This is a genomic window from Bacillus silvicola, from assembly GCF_050524305.1.
GTDB lineage: Bacteria > Bacillota > Bacilli > Bacillales > Bacillaceae_G > Bacillus_A > Bacillus_A cereus_AT.
Genome location: NZ_JBNGVC010000012.1, coordinates 18,051 through 32,411 on the forward strand (window position 1 = coordinate 18,051; position 14,361 = coordinate 32,411).

The window sequence follows — 14,361 nt, forward strand, 5'->3', positions numbered from 1 at the left end:
CTCTAGTTTTCTAGCCGGACTGTATTCTATTTTTATTTCCTGTTGAAATACTCTTTTGCTTCTGCATACCAAGCAAATATATGCCACAATTCACCACTTGAAGATGAATTAAAAACTTGTTTTCCTGTAACTTCTATACCTCTTGCTTCTTTAAACCAATTCGCAATCAATTCACACATTTCTTTGAACGTAACTCTCTCACCGTTATTTTTTTGGTTCTCCAAATCAGATTCTAAACCACATGGTTTAATTTCTTGATCTTGACCATTAACGTTTACAAGATACTTAATTCCATTCATTCTCCCAACCTCACTTTCTTCCAAAAGGATTATTTTATTAAGAATTGATGATTTGTTTAATTCTATTAAGCTTGTCTAAATGATTATCGTTTAGCGTTTCTCGATCAATACCAATACTTGCTCGTCTACGCGTATTCATCGTTTCGATATAACAAGAATGTTTATCTTCCTTATCCTTAGCGATCATCTGAATTCCTTCAAAAGAAGCATCACATGCATACCTAGTATCTTCGAATAGCTCTTTCCAATTTTCCTTTAAGTACAATCCCATGTAATACTCTATATCCTCACCACACGAAACACTTAACTCAACTTCAAACTGATCATCCATTGTTGCTACAAGGAAAATCATATAAGCTCTAATTTCAGTTAATTTACCAATGTTTTCTTTCATTCTCCTCTACCTCCCTTGAATAAAACTCAATATTCCGTTCATACTATAAATGCACTTGAGTTCTGAACTTCCTTCTTAACGTTTTTCTGGAGAGCAATTAGCTTTTGCTAGTTGCTCTTTTGCATTAAATCGATAATAAAATTTTGTTCTTATTCCTTTTTTTCACCATATACATCTAATCTACCCGTTCCATTCAGAGAGTTACCTCCTATCTTAAAGAGCACTGATGCATGGTGCTCTTTTTTAGTTTCCTTATTTCTACAAAATGGAATTTTTGTTTAGTATTTCCTATCCGTTCCAAATCGGTTCTATGTTATTTGTATTGCAGTAATCTTCATATTCATCTAGCAGACTAATTAAAACAGCATGATTGTCTGTCCACTTGTCACCATACTTGTTTTCATACCATTCAGTGTAAGACATTCTTTTAACACCCAATTACATTGACATCAGCTAGGCTTACAAGTGTATTGTCTTTGAAATATATAGTTACACTCCCTGTTGCTGAATCAATTCTTATAAAATCAACTTCTTTATCTACACCATTTACATTAATAATTTTCATCTTTCATTCTCCTTTTCTAATAAAATAGCGTTTTTGTTCAAATCCTTCACGCCTCATGAAAAAATCACATATGGTATCACGTACTCTTTTACATTAAGAGTTTTGGTCCGAAGAGCACTTATATATGGTGCTCTTTTTGGTATGGAATGTGAAATAGAGGCTTGCTCTTAAAGCCCTTTATGTAATTTTTATAGGTTTTTTCCTTACACCCGTGTGTCTGTTTACTCATAAGTTGTTAAAGTATAAATATAAATTGGTAGTTAATTTATAAGGGAGGTGTAAAAATGAGTAAATTTAAAAAGAATTGTCACATACCCTTTCCATGTGCCTTTCCTTTGCCTCAAATAGGGCCTACTGGAATAACTGGAGCGACAGGATTTACTGGGCCAACCGGAATAGCCGGAGCAACAGGACCTTCAGGTGGATCTCCAGGACCTCCAGGACCTACTGGACCAACCGGAATAACTGGAGCAACAGGACCTTCAGGTGGACCTCCAGGACCTACTGGGCCAACCGGAATAACCGGAGCAACAGGACCTTCAGGTGGACCTCCAGGACCTACTGGGCCAACTGGAATAACTGGAGCAACAGGACCTTCAGGTGGACCTCCAGGACCTACTGGGCCAACCGGAATAACTGGAGCAACAGGACCTCTAGGACCTACTGGGCCAACCGGAATAACCGGAGCAACAGGACCTTCAGGTGGACCTCCAGGACCTACTGGGCCAACCGGAATAACCGGAGCAACAGGACCTTCAGGTGGACCTCCAGGACCTACTGGGCCAACTGGAATAACTGGAGCAACAGGGCCTTCAGGGCCTGCTGGATCGGCCGGATCTACTGGACCAACCGGGCCTGCTGGACTTACAACATCTGGTTTATCCCAGTATGCTTATGTTTTCAATACAGCAGCTCAAGTTGTTGCATTAGAAGCACCTATTCTGTTTAATTCACACGGTAAAATCACATCCGGCTTTACTCATACTCTTGGAACTTCTCAGATGACAGTTATTAATGCTGGAGATTATAAAATTTCTTTTTCTGTATCAGGAGTTGAGCCTAATCAATTTGCCCTCTTTTTAAATGGGGCTCCCGTTACCAACTCCGTTTATGGATCAGGTGCAGGTACTCAACAAAACAATGGGCAAACAGTTCTCACTTTAGCCGCAGGTGATATTCTTACCCTTAATAATCATACTTCCGCTGCTGCAGTTACTTTGCAGACTTTAGCAGGTGGAACACAAACAAATATAAATGCTTCGATTGTAATTGAAAAGTTAAATTAATTATTTCTTAAAGCTCTGGCATTCAATAATCTAGAGGGGATTCTTTTTTCAACAAGTAGTTAACATTAGCGATTCATTGTCACATTACGATGAAATGGTCATATATTATTTCGAAGCAAGAAACCCTAATCTACTTTTCAACATTTCACTTTTTCCCTAAAGAGCACCGTAAGCAAGTGCTCTTTTTTAGTTTCCCTTATTCTACAAAATGAAGTTTTTATACGCTTTTATCCACATTTAAAAATAAATTCATATGATATTACGTATTCCTCTCTTTTACAAAATGGATCTTGGTCAGAAGAGCACTTTTACGAAGTGCTCTTTTCATTTGCTACTAAATAAGGATTTTGTTTAAATTTCATTAACCTTATTGATTCCTTTGCATACAGTATTATCACAAGAAATTCTATATGGTGCTCTGGTCCAGTTACCTTGAATTTCTTGCACACCTTAAGGGAAGAATCCGTTTATTACAAACGGGTTCTTTTATTTTTGCTCATACAATAACTATTTTATGAAACTTTTAAGTATCCGATTTCCCTTGCATAATCACGCATCTTTTTCATTTCTTCCTCTGACCAACCCCAATGAGTACAGTACAAGCCGCCATATCCATTTCTACCGTTCGAATTGTCATTTCCATAAATGAAGTCAGTAAAATCTCTAATTAGCGCCCACATTGTTCCGCCACTTGAGAAGTATCTTTCTTGCTTCTTGTTTTTATATGAGCTTCTTGTCATACGCATAGGAACGTTTGAATAGTGGTCTACAAACCAAAGGTTTCTACCATCATGTTTAAAATGCGCTGTTCTATTTTCATCTTCATAACGGAAGAAATCCTTTTCGTGATCTGCTAAGTAATTGAAAAGTTTATTTACGATTTCAATACGCTTCTGCTTGTCCATCTCTCATTCTCCTTTACGAATAATCTTTTTTGTATTACACATACTACCTCTAAGCCGATCTTTCCCCGGCTGCACTCTTTCAAAACGGAAAGCGCTCCTCCGTGCCATGCAAGAACATAGCGGGCAACTTAATCAGTTGCCTGCTGTTTTTGTGTATAATCGTCAAAATTCTTGTACAAAATAACGCTTTTATTAAAAATCACTCATAACCAATAATTTCGGTTTTGGTTTTCGGTTTATATTCAAGCGCTGTATATCCTTTGTTATGGCACAAATCACAATCCGTATATTTAACACCTTCTTCATAGACCCAGCCACTATCAGGTAAACCATGCGGGTATTTATTGTAAGTGCTACGGATAGTCCCCTCACCTTTGCATTTCGGACATTCATAGATACAATTTCCTTTTTTCTTTGCGATAATTTCATCTAATCGCATATTTCCAAAACGTGAATACAAACGTTCTAAATCCTTTATCTTCATAAAACTCACCTTTCTTAACAAAATTCAAATTTGGTCTTACTTCACGCCCGTAGATCCGAACCCGCCTTTCCCTCTTTCACTGTCCGATAGCTCGTCCACTTCAACAAAATGAGCTGTTTCTACTGGTGCTATAACACCCTGTGCAATGCGTGTACCTCGTTCAATAACATGAGCTTTCATATTTACACTTACAGGTATTTCAGTGTTATCCACCAATACTCCAACTTCTCCACGGTATCCACTATCCACCGTACCAAGAACGACCCTTAACTTTGTATTACGCGTCATGCCGCTACGCGGGCGAACCTGCAACTCATATCCTGGCGGAATCTCAAATGCTAATCCAGTTGGTACAACCTTCGTTTCACCCGGCCATATAATCGTGTCCTCAGCTGCTACAAGATCAAAACCCGAATCGCCCAGTTTTGCATACTTTGGTAACTCAACATCTTTAACTCGATTAATTTTCACTTTTAATTTCATTTCCTTGCCCCTTCCATCTCTTAACTAAGTTTTGTAATCTATATTTTTCTTCCGTATGGTGCTTGTAGTGCGATTCCGCCATTCTCAATTGAGCTTGCAAATTATTAACTTCGCTAAACCATTTGTTAGCTTGTTTTTTCTCATGCTCAAAAGCTTGTTCATAAAGTTCGATATGTTCAGCCTTCATCCAAACACCCCTCTATAGTCCTAATTCAGTTATTAACTTCCCTTCATCAAAACCATAAATGAAATTACCGTTTTCAAATTCAAAAGTAGGAACCGTTTGTATCCCTAAAATTTCTTGGTGCGCTTTACCTTCAGTAGTCTCTAAATTAATTTCTGTAATTTCGATTTCTACAGGACAAGATGCAAATAACATCTTAGCTCTCATGCAATTTGGGCAATTATTCTTTGTAAACATAGTGATCTTAGTTGCCATTTTGTTTCTCCCCTTTTAATAGCCGTTCTAATTCCTCACACGATCCCTGGAATAAATCTCGACCATCATTTAATTTGAATATATTTCTCTGAATTAGTTTTTCTATCAGTCTATCTTGCTTGTTCATACTAACCCCTTTTTTATTTAGCGAATTCCTAATCCTATCGGACGATTTTCAATCATATACTTATCAGCCTGATCTATTACGAGGAGCGCCACCTCTGCTTGGTGTCTCCTCAACGCTTTTGCCATCTTCGGTAAACTCATACCTTGACCCCACATTTCACGAAAACGTATAACATCTCTTTCATCCCAAATGAAGTTAGCTTCTTCTAAAGCGATGTATATTTTCAAACGTGATTCTTTCATCGCTTCATGATTTATTGCTACGCTCATAAGCGAACCTACCTTCTAAAAAATGATTATTTTATCTTTTCAGTAAACTTAGTGTCCACGCGATCAACTTTACCGTTTACCCAAATCGCGACTTGCTCACCAAATCCGCTCATTGGTGGATTTACTGCTGTTACATTTCCATCCTTCACAATTAAAAGTTTGTTGCTACTAACATCAATTTCTATTTTTTTCATATGTCCATCTCCCTTTTACTACCGCATGTACTCGACAACATCAGGTTTAAAGCCACTTCCTAAATAGATTCGTACTGGAATTGCTTCTTTTTTATCCCTTGCTGCCTTACACAATTCTTCCGCTGTTTCCCAATTAAAAAGCTTATCTACAGCTCGCTGAAATCTCCAAATCGCCATTGCATATTGTTCAAAAATGTCATAACGATCATCTTGATTAGTTGTGCGTGGTAACTCATCCGTACACTTTGCATTCTTTGGAACTTGGACACGTACATCAGCATATGTAACGCGTCCAGTTCCTTTCTTCACATTTGCTTTCATTACATCGAACTCACAAATTGCTGGCTCTACATCGAAAATATTTAGCTGTTTAGGCATGTGCCATCCCACTCTTCTGAATGAGGTCCAGTAACTCGATTGCGCCTTCCTTACTCAAAAACATCCGACCGCCTAGCAACTCCATGTTTGATTCGGAAACTTCACCCGTTACAAAGCATGACTTTTCATGTTTTCTTAAAACAATGTTTTCCCCATCAACATGAAAGTCTAGAGCCGTTCCTTCAGCAATCCCCAAAGTGCTGCGCAACTCTACTGGAATTACTACACGCCCTAGCTCGTCCACTTTTCTTGCAATACCTGTGTTTTTCATACCTTACTCCCCTTTAGTATTTTTATATTTGTTTAACATCTCATCTAAACGCTTTTGGTTATCTTCAATATCATCACTTTGAGATTGCTGTGATTGTTGTATTGGCTCAGTTTCTTCCTGCTCACGTAACCAATCAGGTACAACTTCCGTTCGTTTTCCGTAACCTTTACCAGTACGTTTATTATTTTTCTTACTCATTTCAAATCGAGTATCTAATGCAGCGACATCATTTAGTGTTTTTACTTTTGCCTTTTCCCAACTACTTAAAATACTGCGGATATATCTCCACTTTGGTACATTTTCATCGATCGCTTTATTAACAGCGTGAGTAATTAATTCATTACCGAATCTATCGCAAAACTCACCTAATTCTTGGATTGCAATTTCACTTAATGGAATTCCCTTTTTAAGTAAAAAGTTGTAACTGATTTTAAATTCTTGATCAATTAATTCCTGAGATGAAATAGCATTATTATCATCATTTATATTTGTAGTAATCTCTGTAGTAATATTTGTAGTACTCTTTGTATTTGTCTTTACTTTAAAGTCTGGAGACTCCTTACTTGTAAGTGAGGAGTGTGTTAACTTAGAAGTACCCACCCTATTTACTTCTAAGTAATCAGGGTCTTCTTTTGTTTGTTGGTACATGCTAGAGATTTGCTTAATTTCTGTTGGAACGGGTTCTACAAACATTACGTTATTTAAAACCTTCCCATTAACGTTAATAGTCCTGAATTCAATTTTTATAAGTAGCATATCCGCTAATAAATCACATGCTCTTTTCACTTGTAATTTTGTAAATCCAAAAGTATCAGCTAATTGTTGATAATTTTTTTGTAATTTGTCTGCTTTAAATTTTTTCTTGTAAGTTACTTTCCCATCTATTTCATCTCGGATAACTGTTGGTCGATACCAGTAAACAATTTCACTCAAAACCATAATTGCTACAATATGTGGTTTACCATTACTAAAAGTGATGTAATTAAACCATTCATGATCTACAACGTTACCTTTAAAATTTATTCCACCAATTTCATATACAACATTCGCCATATCCATTTACCTCCTCGTACAAACGGCCACATATGCTTGACCACTATTGATAATTCGTTTAATTTCATAATGCGGATAACCAACGCTGAAATAATGTTCAATCATTTGTTTTAATTCATCTTTGCTTTTTGCTAATTGCCAGAACTTATTAGGTAATAGCACTTGATATTCAATTAAATCCATGTACTATTTCCCTACTTTCCGTGGTATACTTATAACAATTGTTTTTTCTTAAAGGACCCATTGCCGTGGGCCTTTTTATTTTGTTCTACATCACTCCAAGCCCATTGTTTTATTGGTTCGTAAGTAATATAAAGCAACCATGAAATGCATGCGATTAATATTCCGAATACAACTATCGATGTTGTATCTTCCACTAAATCACCTCCTTTTGTGTTTCAAGCCAAGCTTCTAAATCCTTTTGCAGGAAAAGTAATTTGCGCCCCTCCCTAATCACTGGAAACTGTGGATGATTCGCTAATTCATACACTCGACAAACAGCGATATTGAGATAATCAGCTGCTTCTTTTACCCTCATTACCTTGTTTGGTTGTGATTGTTGTTGGAACTGTGCTAAAGCAGCTTGAATTTCCTCTCGAACAACTTCGCGAATTGATTCTTTAATGATTTGATCTAATCCCATTTCGTTTTGCTCCTTTCAAAACTGTATTAATGATGGCTAATCATACTAACCTTGGTCGCCATGCATTTATGTATGATATCGCCTCATTGAAGTCCTTCTGTAAAATGTTGCAATAACTATTTACTGCAAACGCTGACTTTACGTCTCTCCAGGCTGCTGAGAAAAGTTTCTTTCTACTTTCATGAACAACTTGATTAATAGTTCCATCGTCCCAAAGCTTATACACCCTACGGTTTAAAGCACTTCTAATTGCTTGTTGTTGACTATAATCAACTGTCATACGCTGGTTCACTGTTTGTTCCAATTGTTCAACTCGCTCATTTATCTTTGTTGTCCCTAAAGCAAGTAGCTGAATTTGATCGAATGTATTTTCAGGAACCTTCTTTTTCTGATTTTGAATAAATGTTTTCATTCGTTTGAACTCTTGCAAAAATTTGATTTTCATCTTCATTGCCTCTGTTGTTATGTAGCTCATTGCGACAATCGTGAATGCATCTTCTGTAAGATTGAACTTTGGATACCATTGTTTATTTTGATAATGCTGGTATTGGGTATGCTCAAAGTTGAGCTGACCCCATTCTTTTTCATTCGCTTCAATCAATTTTTCTAGCTGGACCTCGATGTCTCTAATTACATTTTTATGTTCTTTTCCAAACATTTGAGCCATTGTTAAACTGTCTGTTACTACTTGATTTCCTTCCATAAAAACAAACTCACTTACTGGATGATGCACAACTTGTAATTGATTCATTTCCTTCCTCCTCCACTTCTCCAGTTGTCAATTTGACAACATTTTGGACAAAAAAAAGTTCATCTATTGATACTCCAAGTGCATTTGCTAAGGTGGGTATCTTTTCAGCATCTAATCTTCTTTTCCCATTCTCTATGAAGGAAATAGCTGAAGCATGTCTGAAATCAAGCTTCTTAGCTAAATTTTCTTGAGTAATATTCTTTTGTTTGCGAATATCTCGGACTCTGTTTCCAAAAGTCATATCCGCTTCACCTCCTGTCGTTGTCATTTTGACAACTTCTTGATTTCATTATAAGTTGTCATTTCGTAAATGTAAACCCCGTTTTGTCATTTTGTTAAAAATATTTTTACATATAGTGAAAAGTTGTCAAAAAGTATATATACTGTAATTAAGCAAAAGTTTTGCAATGCACAGTAAGACAGTGTAATACACCTCAAAGTAAGGTATTACACATTTATTATGGGATCTCATTTATAAAGGGGAATAAAAACATGAACTTAAATGAAAGATTGAAAGCATGCCGTGAAAAGAAAGGCTATACACAAACTTTCATCTCAGAAAAATTAGATGTAAATAAAGCGACTTTATCTAGTTATGAATCAGGAAGACGTAAACCTGACTACGAGACTTTAACTAAATTAGCAGACATATACGAAGTTTCTATTGATTACTTGTTAGGAAGAGCGATGCATCAGAAATTAACAGTTAAAGAAACAGAAGAGATAAGCAAAGAAACTAATGAATGGATGACGTTAATCAATCAGCTTTCTGAGGATAATAAAGAATTATTTAAGTCAACAATACAAAGCTTCATTTCCAAAAATAAAACTCCGTGAGACCATTAATTGTCTACGGAGTTTTATTTTGATTTTTTTCCTGTTCAGAAAGCTCCTTTAACAAATCACGCAAATGATTAACATTTACCCCGTCAACTTGTTCCATTAATAAAACTTGCGTTATCATTTCTTCCATTTGCTTTTCCCCCTGCATCCTCTTTTAGTTATACACAAACTGGAAAGTTTTCGACCATTCGGTCATTTACTTTCCATCCCTTATAAAGCACGAATGACGCTATCTCAACGATAGCGTCATTCTTTATTTTCAGCCGCCTCCAGCACCAGGGTCGACCATCATTCTGTATTCAATTTGAGTTTGAGTTTGTTGTGATACCTCTTTATCATTTTGTATTGGTGTGAAACCAACACATGCAATAATTGCCGCTGCTATTACTATTTTTATAGCTTTTAGCTTCAAATAAAATCACTCCTTTTTATATCACAATTATATCATTTTAAGCGTTCTCTTGGTAGTCTAGAATAGAAGAAATCTCCTAATCTTTCAAATTCTTCTATCGATTCTTCGAAATACTTTTTATATCCAGTAGCTAAACCTTTGTAATACTTTTGCATTGGGCTTAGTTTTCCATTCTCTCTTTCTAATTCGTCCAACAATGATAAGGCTTGCATTTCACGACCAGTTACTGCATATAAAAATGCTTCTTCAGCCTTATCTGTAGGACTGATATTTTCTAAATCTTTTCCCCAGTGAATCTTTAAAAAGTTGAGTGTATTCTTAATAGCCTTTTTTCTTACTATACTTTTTCGATTCGATGGATTATCTAACATTAATATCCCTTCTTCAAAATAATACTTAGCGATACTGTAATCTTCAAATATATACGTTTCACCTAAAATACAATAAGCTAGTGCTTTCATACATTCATATTTGTTTAATGGATCATTTACGATTTCGAAACAATATTTTCTCGCTTGCTCTAAGTCATTCGCATGATGACTACTTGTAGCTAACATTTCTTTTGCTCTTAACATGAATGAAGTTTTTGAGGTACCCTTTTTAATCTCTTCGATATACGGTATCAATTGTTTTGTGTATTTTAATACCATTTTGTGATCATTAAAATCAAGATGTGAGTAAATCAAAGCAAAATCAGAAATGATTTTCAATTCATTAATTGATATTTTTCTTGATTTTCGAAAGTGGTCTACAGCTTGAAAAAATTCGCTTTTATTTAAAAGCCCTTCATTTCGCAATGATAACAACTGATATAGTTCTGCCATTTTCTTATTCAATCTTGCATTCTTGTTCGTTTCGGTATTATTTCGAATCTTAGAAATCAATTTTTTTTGAAGTTCAAACTCTCCATACATATTTAACACTTCAAGCCCTAATCTTTCGTTATTAGGAGATAAATCATTAAAAGATTTTAATAATGATTCTCTTCTAAAATTAACATCGTTAGGCTTATATAATCTTAATGTTTCAACATAATGCATAAAATCAAATTTAGTACTTTGTGAAAAATAACTATTAACTGTCGTATGACTAACATTGAACAAAGTCGCTAACTTGCGGTTAGTAAAACCGTTTGTTTTTAAATCTTCGTGCATCTTTTTCAATAACATTTTCATTTTTGTCCTCCTCATTGGACAAAAAAGACACGTTACCCTAGTTTTTTTACATTTACAGGAAAACGTGTCATTATATCTAGATTGTGTGTTATAATTATGTATGAGACTTATGACAAGTGTTTTCCCTACTGCAGTTAGGGAGGACGGTGTAAGGGTGTTGCGAGCACTACTTACACAGTTGTGAGTCTTTTTTACGTCCGTTTATTTTATTATTTTCATAATATCACATTTTTCCCAAAATTCAGTCGTGTGATTATCAGAAAAATGTTGAGAAACTTTTAAAATCGTTATATACCAACATTTTTCAAGGAACAAAGAAATATAAAATTTCATTATTCATATAACATATGAATATCTTACATGCATATTTTACCACAAAATCGAACTTTTGTTCTTGTTATTTTTCCCACGACTTAAAATTAATCGTTTAAAAGATAAAATGTTTCCTAATGAATCGTTTCATCCAAATGTATACCTTTAACTTTGTTTATTCGCTTATAATTATCACAGATAAAAAAGGTGGTGAATAATCATTGCTTAGCGAACGACTGGTATATTTTCGCAAGAAAAATAAATTAACACAAAACGATGTAGCTTACCACTTAAATGTTGTCCGTTCAACATATACAAATTGGGAAGCTGGACGATCCGAACCAGATGTTTCGACTCTAATTAAGATTTGCGATTTGTATAACATCAGCATTGATAATTTAGTTGGCAGAGAGTATCGTATGCCGCCACAATTTGAAGTGATATTAGATCAAATATCTGATTTAGACACTGAACCCCAAAAAAAGGCGCTAAATCTCTTGGTTGAGTACACCTACCTGGTAAAGAAATATTTCATGTAGTAGTTACGCTTCCCAATTTTGTGCATAAGCATTTTTAAAACATCCTATCAATTAATTTGTGTAGAGTGAAGTAACAGCGTTGCAGCGCATGTTATTTCGAATTAAAGATATATGTTTGATTTCATAATAAAAGAAATCATTTCCAATTTCAAATTGTAAAATTTTCTTCATTTTACAATTTAAGCAAGAGAGCCCATGCTCTCTTTTTTTCTGCAATAAAAAAAGAGCCGTTAGGCTCCTATGTATTACACACCCGTTCCCGGATCTAAAATTATTTTCCATCCCCCTTGGTCCTCTTCATATCCAGCACCACCACCGCCTGGATCAGTAATTAATTTTGAACCACCTGGGTCCTTTATATAATTTGTCATTTTGTTATTCCCCCTTTGTTATATACCTGTGCCTGGGTCTAAACTTATATCCAATCCACCGCCGCCTGGATCAGTAATCATTTTCCACCCTGTACCAGGTTCTTGATTGCATTTCCAACCACCACCGCCCGGGTCATTATGCCATCCTACACCAGGATCAGTTACTTTATGCCCACCCGGATCCTTTGCGAATTCTCTCATATTCTTATCCTCCCCTCTTCATCTGAATCTATCAATATTTTACTATTATTTTATGACAACTGACAATCATATCCTATAACTGAATTTATTCATATATGGTAAAATGTATCCATCGCTGATATGTCCAACTATGTATTTTTCATAGCAGCAAATTACAACTAGACTTATACAACATGATTCAAAACAAAATGAAGGAGTGTTTTAAGTGAAAGGACATATTCGAAAAAGAGGAAATAAGTACTGTATCGTTATTGATATCGGCCCTGATCCAGAGACAGGAAAAAGAAGACAAAAGTGGTTTTCTGGATATACGAAAAAAAAGGATGCCGAAGATGATGTAGCAAAGAAGATTACGGAGTTAAATGAAGGGACTTTCGTTGAGCCCTCTAAGATTACTTTAAAAGACTATTTGATTCAGTGGTTAGAAATTAAAAAGATGAGTGTAGAAAAGAGTAGCTTATCTAGATATCAGTCTAGTATAAACACACATATTATACCTAGTATAGGCATGATTCCACTTCATAAATTAAATGTTATGCACATACAAAAATGTTATCAATCTGGAGTGAATAGTGGCATTGCAAACAACACTATACTCTTTCAACATCGGGTCCTAAGAGCAGCTTTAAATCTAGCTGTAAAACAAAATATTATTTCTAGAAATCCGGCTACTTTAGCTGTGATACCAAAAACAGAAAAAAGCTCCATCCAGACTTGGACAGAGAAAGAAGTAAAACAGTTTTTATTACATTCACAAGAATCACGATATCATATTGGATATCTTCTTGCAATAACTACAGGCATGCGTTTGGGAGAAGTTCTAGGGTTACGCTGGCAAGATGTTGATTTCAATAACCATACAGTTACAATCAACCAAACATTAGGTCATGATAATAAAATTAAAGCCAGTGCAAAAAATAATTCTTCAAAGCGCACAATCCCTATTCCTTTAGAGGTAATTGAAGAATTAAAGAAGCGCAAACTTCAAATAAATAAAGATAAATTACGAATCGGTCCAGCCTACCATGATTTAGATTTAATCACTTGTAACAATTTAGGGAAAGTCACAACAAGATCAACTTTTACTAGTCACTTTAATAAGGTAATCGAAAATGCTGGGATTAAGAAAATTAAATTTCATGACACAAGACATACACACGCAACTCTATTATTAAAACAAGGAGTTCATCCAAAAGTTGTGAGTGAACGTTTGGGTCATTCGGATATCTCTTTAACTTTAAGAATCTATTCTCATGTTTTACCAAATATGCAAGAAGATGCGGTGAAAGCATTCGCAAAAAACATATTTTGATGCCAATGTTTGCAAAATGTTTGCAAACCCTTTTAAAAACACTTAAAAACATTGATTTAAAGGGGTTTGTAAGCTTATTTTTGTAAAACAATATGTTCTGTATGAACTGATAAATCCTTTACTTTATCTTTTATAAATGCTGGTTGTAAGTTATATGCATCTAACTCTTCTACCGGCACCCACTTAAACAAATACGTTCTACCCTCTTCTTCAAGAATGTATTGATCCGCCCCATTCGCGGGTAATTCATGTAGCTCTACTTCATAATAAAAACTGATTTCATGAAACTTTCGCTCAGAAAGTGTAAAGAAATTTTCTACTGACCATACCAATCTCTTCACTTCAATTGGAACACCTACTTCTTCTGCAAGCTCCCTTTTTAACGCATCTTCACTATTTTCTAACATTTTCACTCGTCCGCCTGGTACGTACCAAAAATCTTCACCGTCACCTTGCAAAATAAGGATTTTATTACCTTGTTTACAAATTGCTCCAACGCGGTAATTAAAACATGTTTCCTCTACTTTAAACGTAAGATCCATCCGTAATGCCCCCTTATATATTAAATATCGAATTATAACAAAACGATTATGTATGTACAAATAAGATTACTAAATTCGCCCACTTCATTCAATCATTTTTGAATTTTCCAAAC

Annotated in this window: 30 protein-coding genes; 4 read left to right on the forward strand and 26 right to left on the reverse strand. The window is 35.2% G+C overall.

Translation table 11 applies throughout. The annotated features are described in order from the left end of the window. Positions 1-32 precede the first annotated feature (32 nt). The 4 genes from ACP6L7_RS11885 to ACP6L7_RS11900 all read right to left on the reverse strand — a co-directional run bounded on the left by ACP6L7_RS11885 (position 33) and on the right by ACP6L7_RS11900 (position 1,258). Positions 33-299 carry a hypothetical protein gene (locus ACP6L7_RS11885; RefSeq protein WP_430529249.1) on the reverse strand — a complete coding sequence of 89 codons (267 nt, stop codon included), beginning with the start codon at positions 297-299 and terminating at the stop codon, positions 33-35. 37 nt (positions 300-336) lie between these two features. After that, positions 337-693, reverse strand: coding sequence for a hypothetical protein (locus tag ACP6L7_RS11890; protein WP_430529250.1), 357 nt, complete (start codon positions 691-693; stop codon positions 337-339). Positions 694-981: 288 nt separating this feature from the next. Continuing rightward, positions 982-1,116, reverse strand: a complete 135-nt coding sequence (locus ACP6L7_RS11895) for a hypothetical protein (RefSeq protein WP_430529251.1) — start codon at positions 1,114-1,116, stop codon at positions 982-984. Between the two features lie 4 nt (positions 1,117-1,120). After that, positions 1,121-1,258, reverse strand: a complete 138-nt coding sequence (locus tag ACP6L7_RS11900) for a hypothetical protein (protein WP_430529252.1) — start codon at positions 1,256-1,258, stop codon at positions 1,121-1,123. A 284-nt stretch (positions 1,259-1,542) separates the two neighbouring features. Here ACP6L7_RS11900 and ACP6L7_RS11905 point away from each other — a divergent pair, with 284 nt between their 5' ends. Further along, entirely contained in the window at positions 1,543-2,544 is a 1,002-nt protein-coding gene (locus tag ACP6L7_RS11905; protein WP_430529253.1) for a BclA C-terminal domain-containing protein, read from the forward strand. Positions 2,545-3,056: 512 nt separating this feature from the next. On the opposite strand, the gene ACP6L7_RS11910 is transcribed toward ACP6L7_RS11905, so the two are convergent. The 16 genes from ACP6L7_RS11910 to ACP6L7_RS11985 form a co-directional block, all read right to left on the reverse strand. Beyond that, positions 3,057-3,449, reverse strand: a complete 393-nt coding sequence (locus ACP6L7_RS11910) for a hypothetical protein (protein ID WP_000360781.1) — start codon at positions 3,447-3,449, stop codon at positions 3,057-3,059. Between the two features lie 199 nt (positions 3,450-3,648). Beyond that, a complete protein-coding gene (locus ACP6L7_RS11915) occupies positions 3,649-3,933 on the reverse strand; it encodes a hypothetical protein (RefSeq protein WP_430529254.1) in 285 nt (94 codons plus the stop codon). Positions 3,934-3,969: 36 nt separating this feature from the next. Further along, positions 3,970-4,416 carry a dUTP diphosphatase gene (gene dut / locus ACP6L7_RS11920; RefSeq protein WP_430529255.1) on the reverse strand — a complete coding sequence of 149 codons (447 nt, stop codon included), beginning with the start codon at positions 4,414-4,416 and terminating at the stop codon, positions 3,970-3,972. Continuing rightward, positions 4,394-4,603 (reverse strand): hypothetical protein, encoded by a 210-nt coding sequence (locus tag ACP6L7_RS11925; protein ID WP_430529256.1) that lies wholly within the window; start codon positions 4,601-4,603, stop codon positions 4,394-4,396. Before ACP6L7_RS11925 ends, dut begins: the two co-directional genes overlap by 23 nt. A gap of 12 nt (positions 4,604-4,615) precedes the next feature. After that, entirely contained in the window at positions 4,616-4,855 is a 240-nt protein-coding gene (locus ACP6L7_RS11930) for a glutaredoxin family protein (RefSeq protein WP_430529257.1), read from the reverse strand. Continuing rightward, positions 4,845-4,982 carry a Fur-regulated basic protein FbpA gene (locus tag ACP6L7_RS11935; protein WP_430529258.1) on the reverse strand — a complete coding sequence of 46 codons (138 nt, stop codon included), beginning with the start codon at positions 4,980-4,982 and terminating at the stop codon, positions 4,845-4,847. Before ACP6L7_RS11935 ends, ACP6L7_RS11930 begins: the two co-directional genes overlap by 11 nt. Before the next feature lie 17 nt (positions 4,983-4,999). Then, complete coding sequence (locus ACP6L7_RS11940; RefSeq protein WP_430529259.1) at positions 5,000-5,251, reverse strand: helix-turn-helix domain containing protein; 252 nt, start codon at positions 5,249-5,251, stop codon at positions 5,000-5,002. A gap of 26 nt (positions 5,252-5,277) precedes the next feature. After that, a complete protein-coding gene (locus tag ACP6L7_RS11945; protein ID WP_080451815.1) occupies positions 5,278-5,445 on the reverse strand; it encodes a DUF3954 domain-containing protein in 168 nt (55 codons plus the stop codon). 18 nt (positions 5,446-5,463) lie between these two features. Beyond that, the gene (locus ACP6L7_RS11950) at positions 5,464-5,823 is read right to left on the reverse strand and encodes a cell division protein SepF (RefSeq protein ID WP_430529260.1); all 360 of its coding nucleotides are present in this window, start codon (positions 5,821-5,823) and stop codon (positions 5,464-5,466) included. Continuing rightward, entirely contained in the window at positions 5,816-6,094 is a 279-nt protein-coding gene (locus ACP6L7_RS11955; RefSeq protein ID WP_430529261.1) for an AbrB/MazE/SpoVT family DNA-binding domain-containing protein, read from the reverse strand. The genes ACP6L7_RS11950 and ACP6L7_RS11955 overlap by 8 nt, the downstream gene beginning before the upstream one ends. A 3-nt stretch (positions 6,095-6,097) precedes the next feature. Beyond that, a complete protein-coding gene (locus tag ACP6L7_RS11960) occupies positions 6,098-7,147 on the reverse strand; it encodes a DnaD domain-containing protein (RefSeq protein ID WP_430529262.1) in 1,050 nt (349 codons plus the stop codon). A 6-nt stretch (positions 7,148-7,153) separates the two neighbouring features. Next, complete coding sequence (locus tag ACP6L7_RS11965; protein WP_430529263.1) at positions 7,154-7,330, reverse strand: hypothetical protein; 177 nt, start codon at positions 7,328-7,330, stop codon at positions 7,154-7,156. A 29-nt stretch (positions 7,331-7,359) separates the two neighbouring features. Next, a complete protein-coding gene (locus ACP6L7_RS11970) occupies positions 7,360-7,524 on the reverse strand; it encodes a hypothetical protein (RefSeq protein WP_430529264.1) in 165 nt (54 codons plus the stop codon). Beyond that, positions 7,524-7,790 (reverse strand): helix-turn-helix domain-containing protein, encoded by a 267-nt coding sequence (locus tag ACP6L7_RS11975; RefSeq protein WP_430529265.1) that lies wholly within the window; start codon positions 7,788-7,790, stop codon positions 7,524-7,526. The genes ACP6L7_RS11970 and ACP6L7_RS11975 overlap by 1 nt, the downstream gene beginning before the upstream one ends. A gap of 40 nt (positions 7,791-7,830) precedes the next feature. Then, complete coding sequence (locus ACP6L7_RS11980) at positions 7,831-8,541, reverse strand: Rha family transcriptional regulator (RefSeq protein WP_430529266.1); 711 nt, start codon at positions 8,539-8,541, stop codon at positions 7,831-7,833. Next, the gene (locus tag ACP6L7_RS11985; protein WP_430529267.1) at positions 8,504-8,809 is read right to left on the reverse strand and encodes a helix-turn-helix domain-containing protein; all 306 of its coding nucleotides are present in this window, start codon (positions 8,807-8,809) and stop codon (positions 8,504-8,506) included. Before ACP6L7_RS11985 ends, ACP6L7_RS11980 begins: the two co-directional genes overlap by 38 nt. A 224-nt stretch (positions 8,810-9,033) precedes the next feature. Between ACP6L7_RS11985 and ACP6L7_RS11990 the strand changes: the two genes are divergently transcribed. Beyond that, complete coding sequence (locus tag ACP6L7_RS11990; RefSeq protein WP_001052323.1) at positions 9,034-9,378, forward strand: helix-turn-helix domain-containing protein; 345 nt, start codon at positions 9,034-9,036, stop codon at positions 9,376-9,378. A 13-nt stretch (positions 9,379-9,391) separates the two neighbouring features. Here the strand turns inward: ACP6L7_RS11990 and ACP6L7_RS11995 are convergent, their stop codons facing one another. The 3 genes from ACP6L7_RS11995 to ACP6L7_RS12005 all read right to left on the reverse strand — a co-directional run bounded on the left by ACP6L7_RS11995 (position 9,392) and on the right by ACP6L7_RS12005 (position 10,971). Further along, the gene (locus tag ACP6L7_RS11995; RefSeq protein WP_430529268.1) at positions 9,392-9,514 is read right to left on the reverse strand and encodes a hypothetical protein; all 123 of its coding nucleotides are present in this window, start codon (positions 9,512-9,514) and stop codon (positions 9,392-9,394) included. A 129-nt stretch (positions 9,515-9,643) separates the two neighbouring features. Then, entirely contained in the window at positions 9,644-9,796 is a 153-nt protein-coding gene (locus ACP6L7_RS12000) for a hypothetical protein (RefSeq protein WP_400527505.1), read from the reverse strand. Between the two features lie 32 nt (positions 9,797-9,828). Further along, on the reverse strand, positions 9,829-10,971 hold the full coding sequence (locus ACP6L7_RS12005; RefSeq protein WP_430529269.1) for an AimR family lysis-lysogeny pheromone receptor: 1,143 nt from the start codon (positions 10,969-10,971) through the stop codon (positions 9,829-9,831). A gap of 533 nt (positions 10,972-11,504) precedes the next feature. Here ACP6L7_RS12005 and ACP6L7_RS12010 point away from each other — a divergent pair. Further along, positions 11,505-11,822, forward strand: coding sequence for a helix-turn-helix domain-containing protein (locus ACP6L7_RS12010; RefSeq protein ID WP_430529270.1), 318 nt, complete (start codon positions 11,505-11,507; stop codon positions 11,820-11,822). Between the two features lie 245 nt (positions 11,823-12,067). Here ACP6L7_RS12010 and ACP6L7_RS12015 read toward each other — a convergent pair whose 3' ends face one another. Together ACP6L7_RS12015 and ACP6L7_RS12020 are read right to left on the reverse strand one after the other, a co-directional pair. Continuing rightward, the gene (locus tag ACP6L7_RS12015; RefSeq protein WP_430529271.1) at positions 12,068-12,193 is read right to left on the reverse strand and encodes a hypothetical protein; all 126 of its coding nucleotides are present in this window, start codon (positions 12,191-12,193) and stop codon (positions 12,068-12,070) included. A gap of 18 nt (positions 12,194-12,211) precedes the next feature. Then, positions 12,212-12,394 (reverse strand): hypothetical protein, encoded by a 183-nt coding sequence (locus tag ACP6L7_RS12020; protein ID WP_430529272.1) that lies wholly within the window; start codon positions 12,392-12,394, stop codon positions 12,212-12,214. 205 nt (positions 12,395-12,599) lie between these two features. On the opposite strand from ACP6L7_RS12020, the gene ACP6L7_RS12025 reads away from it, so the two are divergent. Next, positions 12,600-13,706, forward strand: a complete 1,107-nt coding sequence (locus tag ACP6L7_RS12025; RefSeq protein WP_430529273.1) for a site-specific integrase — start codon at positions 12,600-12,602, stop codon at positions 13,704-13,706. Between the two features lie 74 nt (positions 13,707-13,780). On the opposite strand, the gene ACP6L7_RS12030 is transcribed toward ACP6L7_RS12025, so the two are convergent. Beyond that, positions 13,781-14,248, reverse strand: a complete 468-nt coding sequence (locus ACP6L7_RS12030; RefSeq protein ID WP_097830204.1) for an NUDIX hydrolase — start codon at positions 14,246-14,248, stop codon at positions 13,781-13,783. Between the last annotated feature and the right edge of the window lie 113 nt (positions 14,249-14,361).

Bases quoted from the DNA above. Each gene is read 5' to 3' on its own strand.
- ACP6L7_RS11925 (WP_430529256.1), bottom strand. From the start codon at position 4,603: ATGAAGGCTGAACATATCGAACTTTATGAACAAGCTTTTGAGCATGAG.
- ACP6L7_RS11975 (WP_430529265.1), bottom strand. From the start codon at position 7,790: ATGGGATTAGATCAAATCATTAAAGAATCAATTCGCGAAGTTGTTCGA.
- ACP6L7_RS11900 (WP_430529252.1), bottom strand. From the start codon at position 1,258: ATGAAAATTATTAATGTAAATGGTGTAGATAAAGAAGTTGATTTTATA.
- ACP6L7_RS11960 (WP_430529262.1), bottom strand. From the start codon at position 7,147: ATGGCGAATGTTGTATATGAAATTGGTGGAATAAATTTTAAAGGTAAC.
- ACP6L7_RS11990 (WP_001052323.1), top strand. From the start codon at position 9,034: ATGAACTTAAATGAAAGATTGAAAGCATGCCGTGAAAAGAAAGGCTAT.
- ACP6L7_RS11895 (WP_430529251.1), bottom strand. From the start codon at position 1,116: ATGTCTTACACTGAATGGTATGAAAACAAGTATGGTGACAAGTGGACA.
- ACP6L7_RS11885 (WP_430529249.1), bottom strand. From the start codon at position 299: ATGAATGGAATTAAGTATCTTGTAAACGTTAATGGTCAAGATCAAGAA.
- ACP6L7_RS11890 (WP_430529250.1), bottom strand. From the start codon at position 693: ATGAAAGAAAACATTGGTAAATTAACTGAAATTAGAGCTTATATGATT.
- ACP6L7_RS11935 (WP_430529258.1), bottom strand. From the start codon at position 4,982: ATGAACAAGCAAGATAGACTGATAGAAAAACTAATTCAGAGAAATATA.
- ACP6L7_RS12020 (WP_430529272.1), bottom strand. From the start codon at position 12,394: ATGAGAGAATTCGCAAAGGATCCGGGTGGGCATAAAGTAACTGATCCT.
- ACP6L7_RS12005 (WP_430529269.1), bottom strand. From the start codon at position 10,971: ATGAAAATGTTATTGAAAAAGATGCACGAAGATTTAAAAACAAACGGT.
- ACP6L7_RS11955 (WP_430529261.1), bottom strand. From the start codon at position 6,094: ATGAAAAACACAGGTATTGCAAGAAAAGTGGACGAGCTAGGGCGTGTA.
- ACP6L7_RS11950 (WP_430529260.1), bottom strand. From the start codon at position 5,823: ATGCCTAAACAGCTAAATATTTTCGATGTAGAGCCAGCAATTTGTGAG.
- ACP6L7_RS11905 (WP_430529253.1), top strand. From the start codon at position 1,543: ATGAGTAAATTTAAAAAGAATTGTCACATACCCTTTCCATGTGCCTTT.
- ACP6L7_RS11995 (WP_430529268.1), bottom strand. From the start codon at position 9,514: ATGGAAGAAATGATAACGCAAGTTTTATTAATGGAACAAGTTGACGGG.
- ACP6L7_RS11910 (WP_000360781.1), bottom strand. From the start codon at position 3,449: ATGGACAAGCAGAAGCGTATTGAAATCGTAAATAAACTTTTCAATTAC.
- ACP6L7_RS12030 (WP_097830204.1), bottom strand. From the start codon at position 14,248: ATGGATCTTACGTTTAAAGTAGAGGAAACATGTTTTAATTACCGCGTT.
- ACP6L7_RS11945 (WP_080451815.1), bottom strand. From the start codon at position 5,445: ATGAAAAAAATAGAAATTGATGTTAGTAGCAACAAACTTTTAATTGTG.
- ACP6L7_RS11915 (WP_430529254.1), bottom strand. From the start codon at position 3,933: ATGAAGATAAAGGATTTAGAACGTTTGTATTCACGTTTTGGAAATATG.
- dut (WP_430529255.1), bottom strand. From the start codon at position 4,416: ATGAAATTAAAAGTGAAAATTAATCGAGTTAAAGATGTTGAGTTACCA.
- ACP6L7_RS11965 (WP_430529263.1), bottom strand. From the start codon at position 7,330: ATGGATTTAATTGAATATCAAGTGCTATTACCTAATAAGTTCTGGCAA.
- ACP6L7_RS11940 (WP_430529259.1), bottom strand. From the start codon at position 5,251: ATGAGCGTAGCAATAAATCATGAAGCGATGAAAGAATCACGTTTGAAA.
- ACP6L7_RS12015 (WP_430529271.1), bottom strand. From the start codon at position 12,193: ATGACAAATTATATAAAGGACCCAGGTGGTTCAAAATTAATTACTGAT.
- ACP6L7_RS11985 (WP_430529267.1), bottom strand. From the start codon at position 8,809: ATGACAACGACAGGAGGTGAAGCGGATATGACTTTTGGAAACAGAGTC.
- ACP6L7_RS11980 (WP_430529266.1), bottom strand. From the start codon at position 8,541: ATGAATCAATTACAAGTTGTGCATCATCCAGTAAGTGAGTTTGTTTTT.
- ACP6L7_RS11930 (WP_430529257.1), bottom strand. From the start codon at position 4,855: ATGGCAACTAAGATCACTATGTTTACAAAGAATAATTGCCCAAATTGC.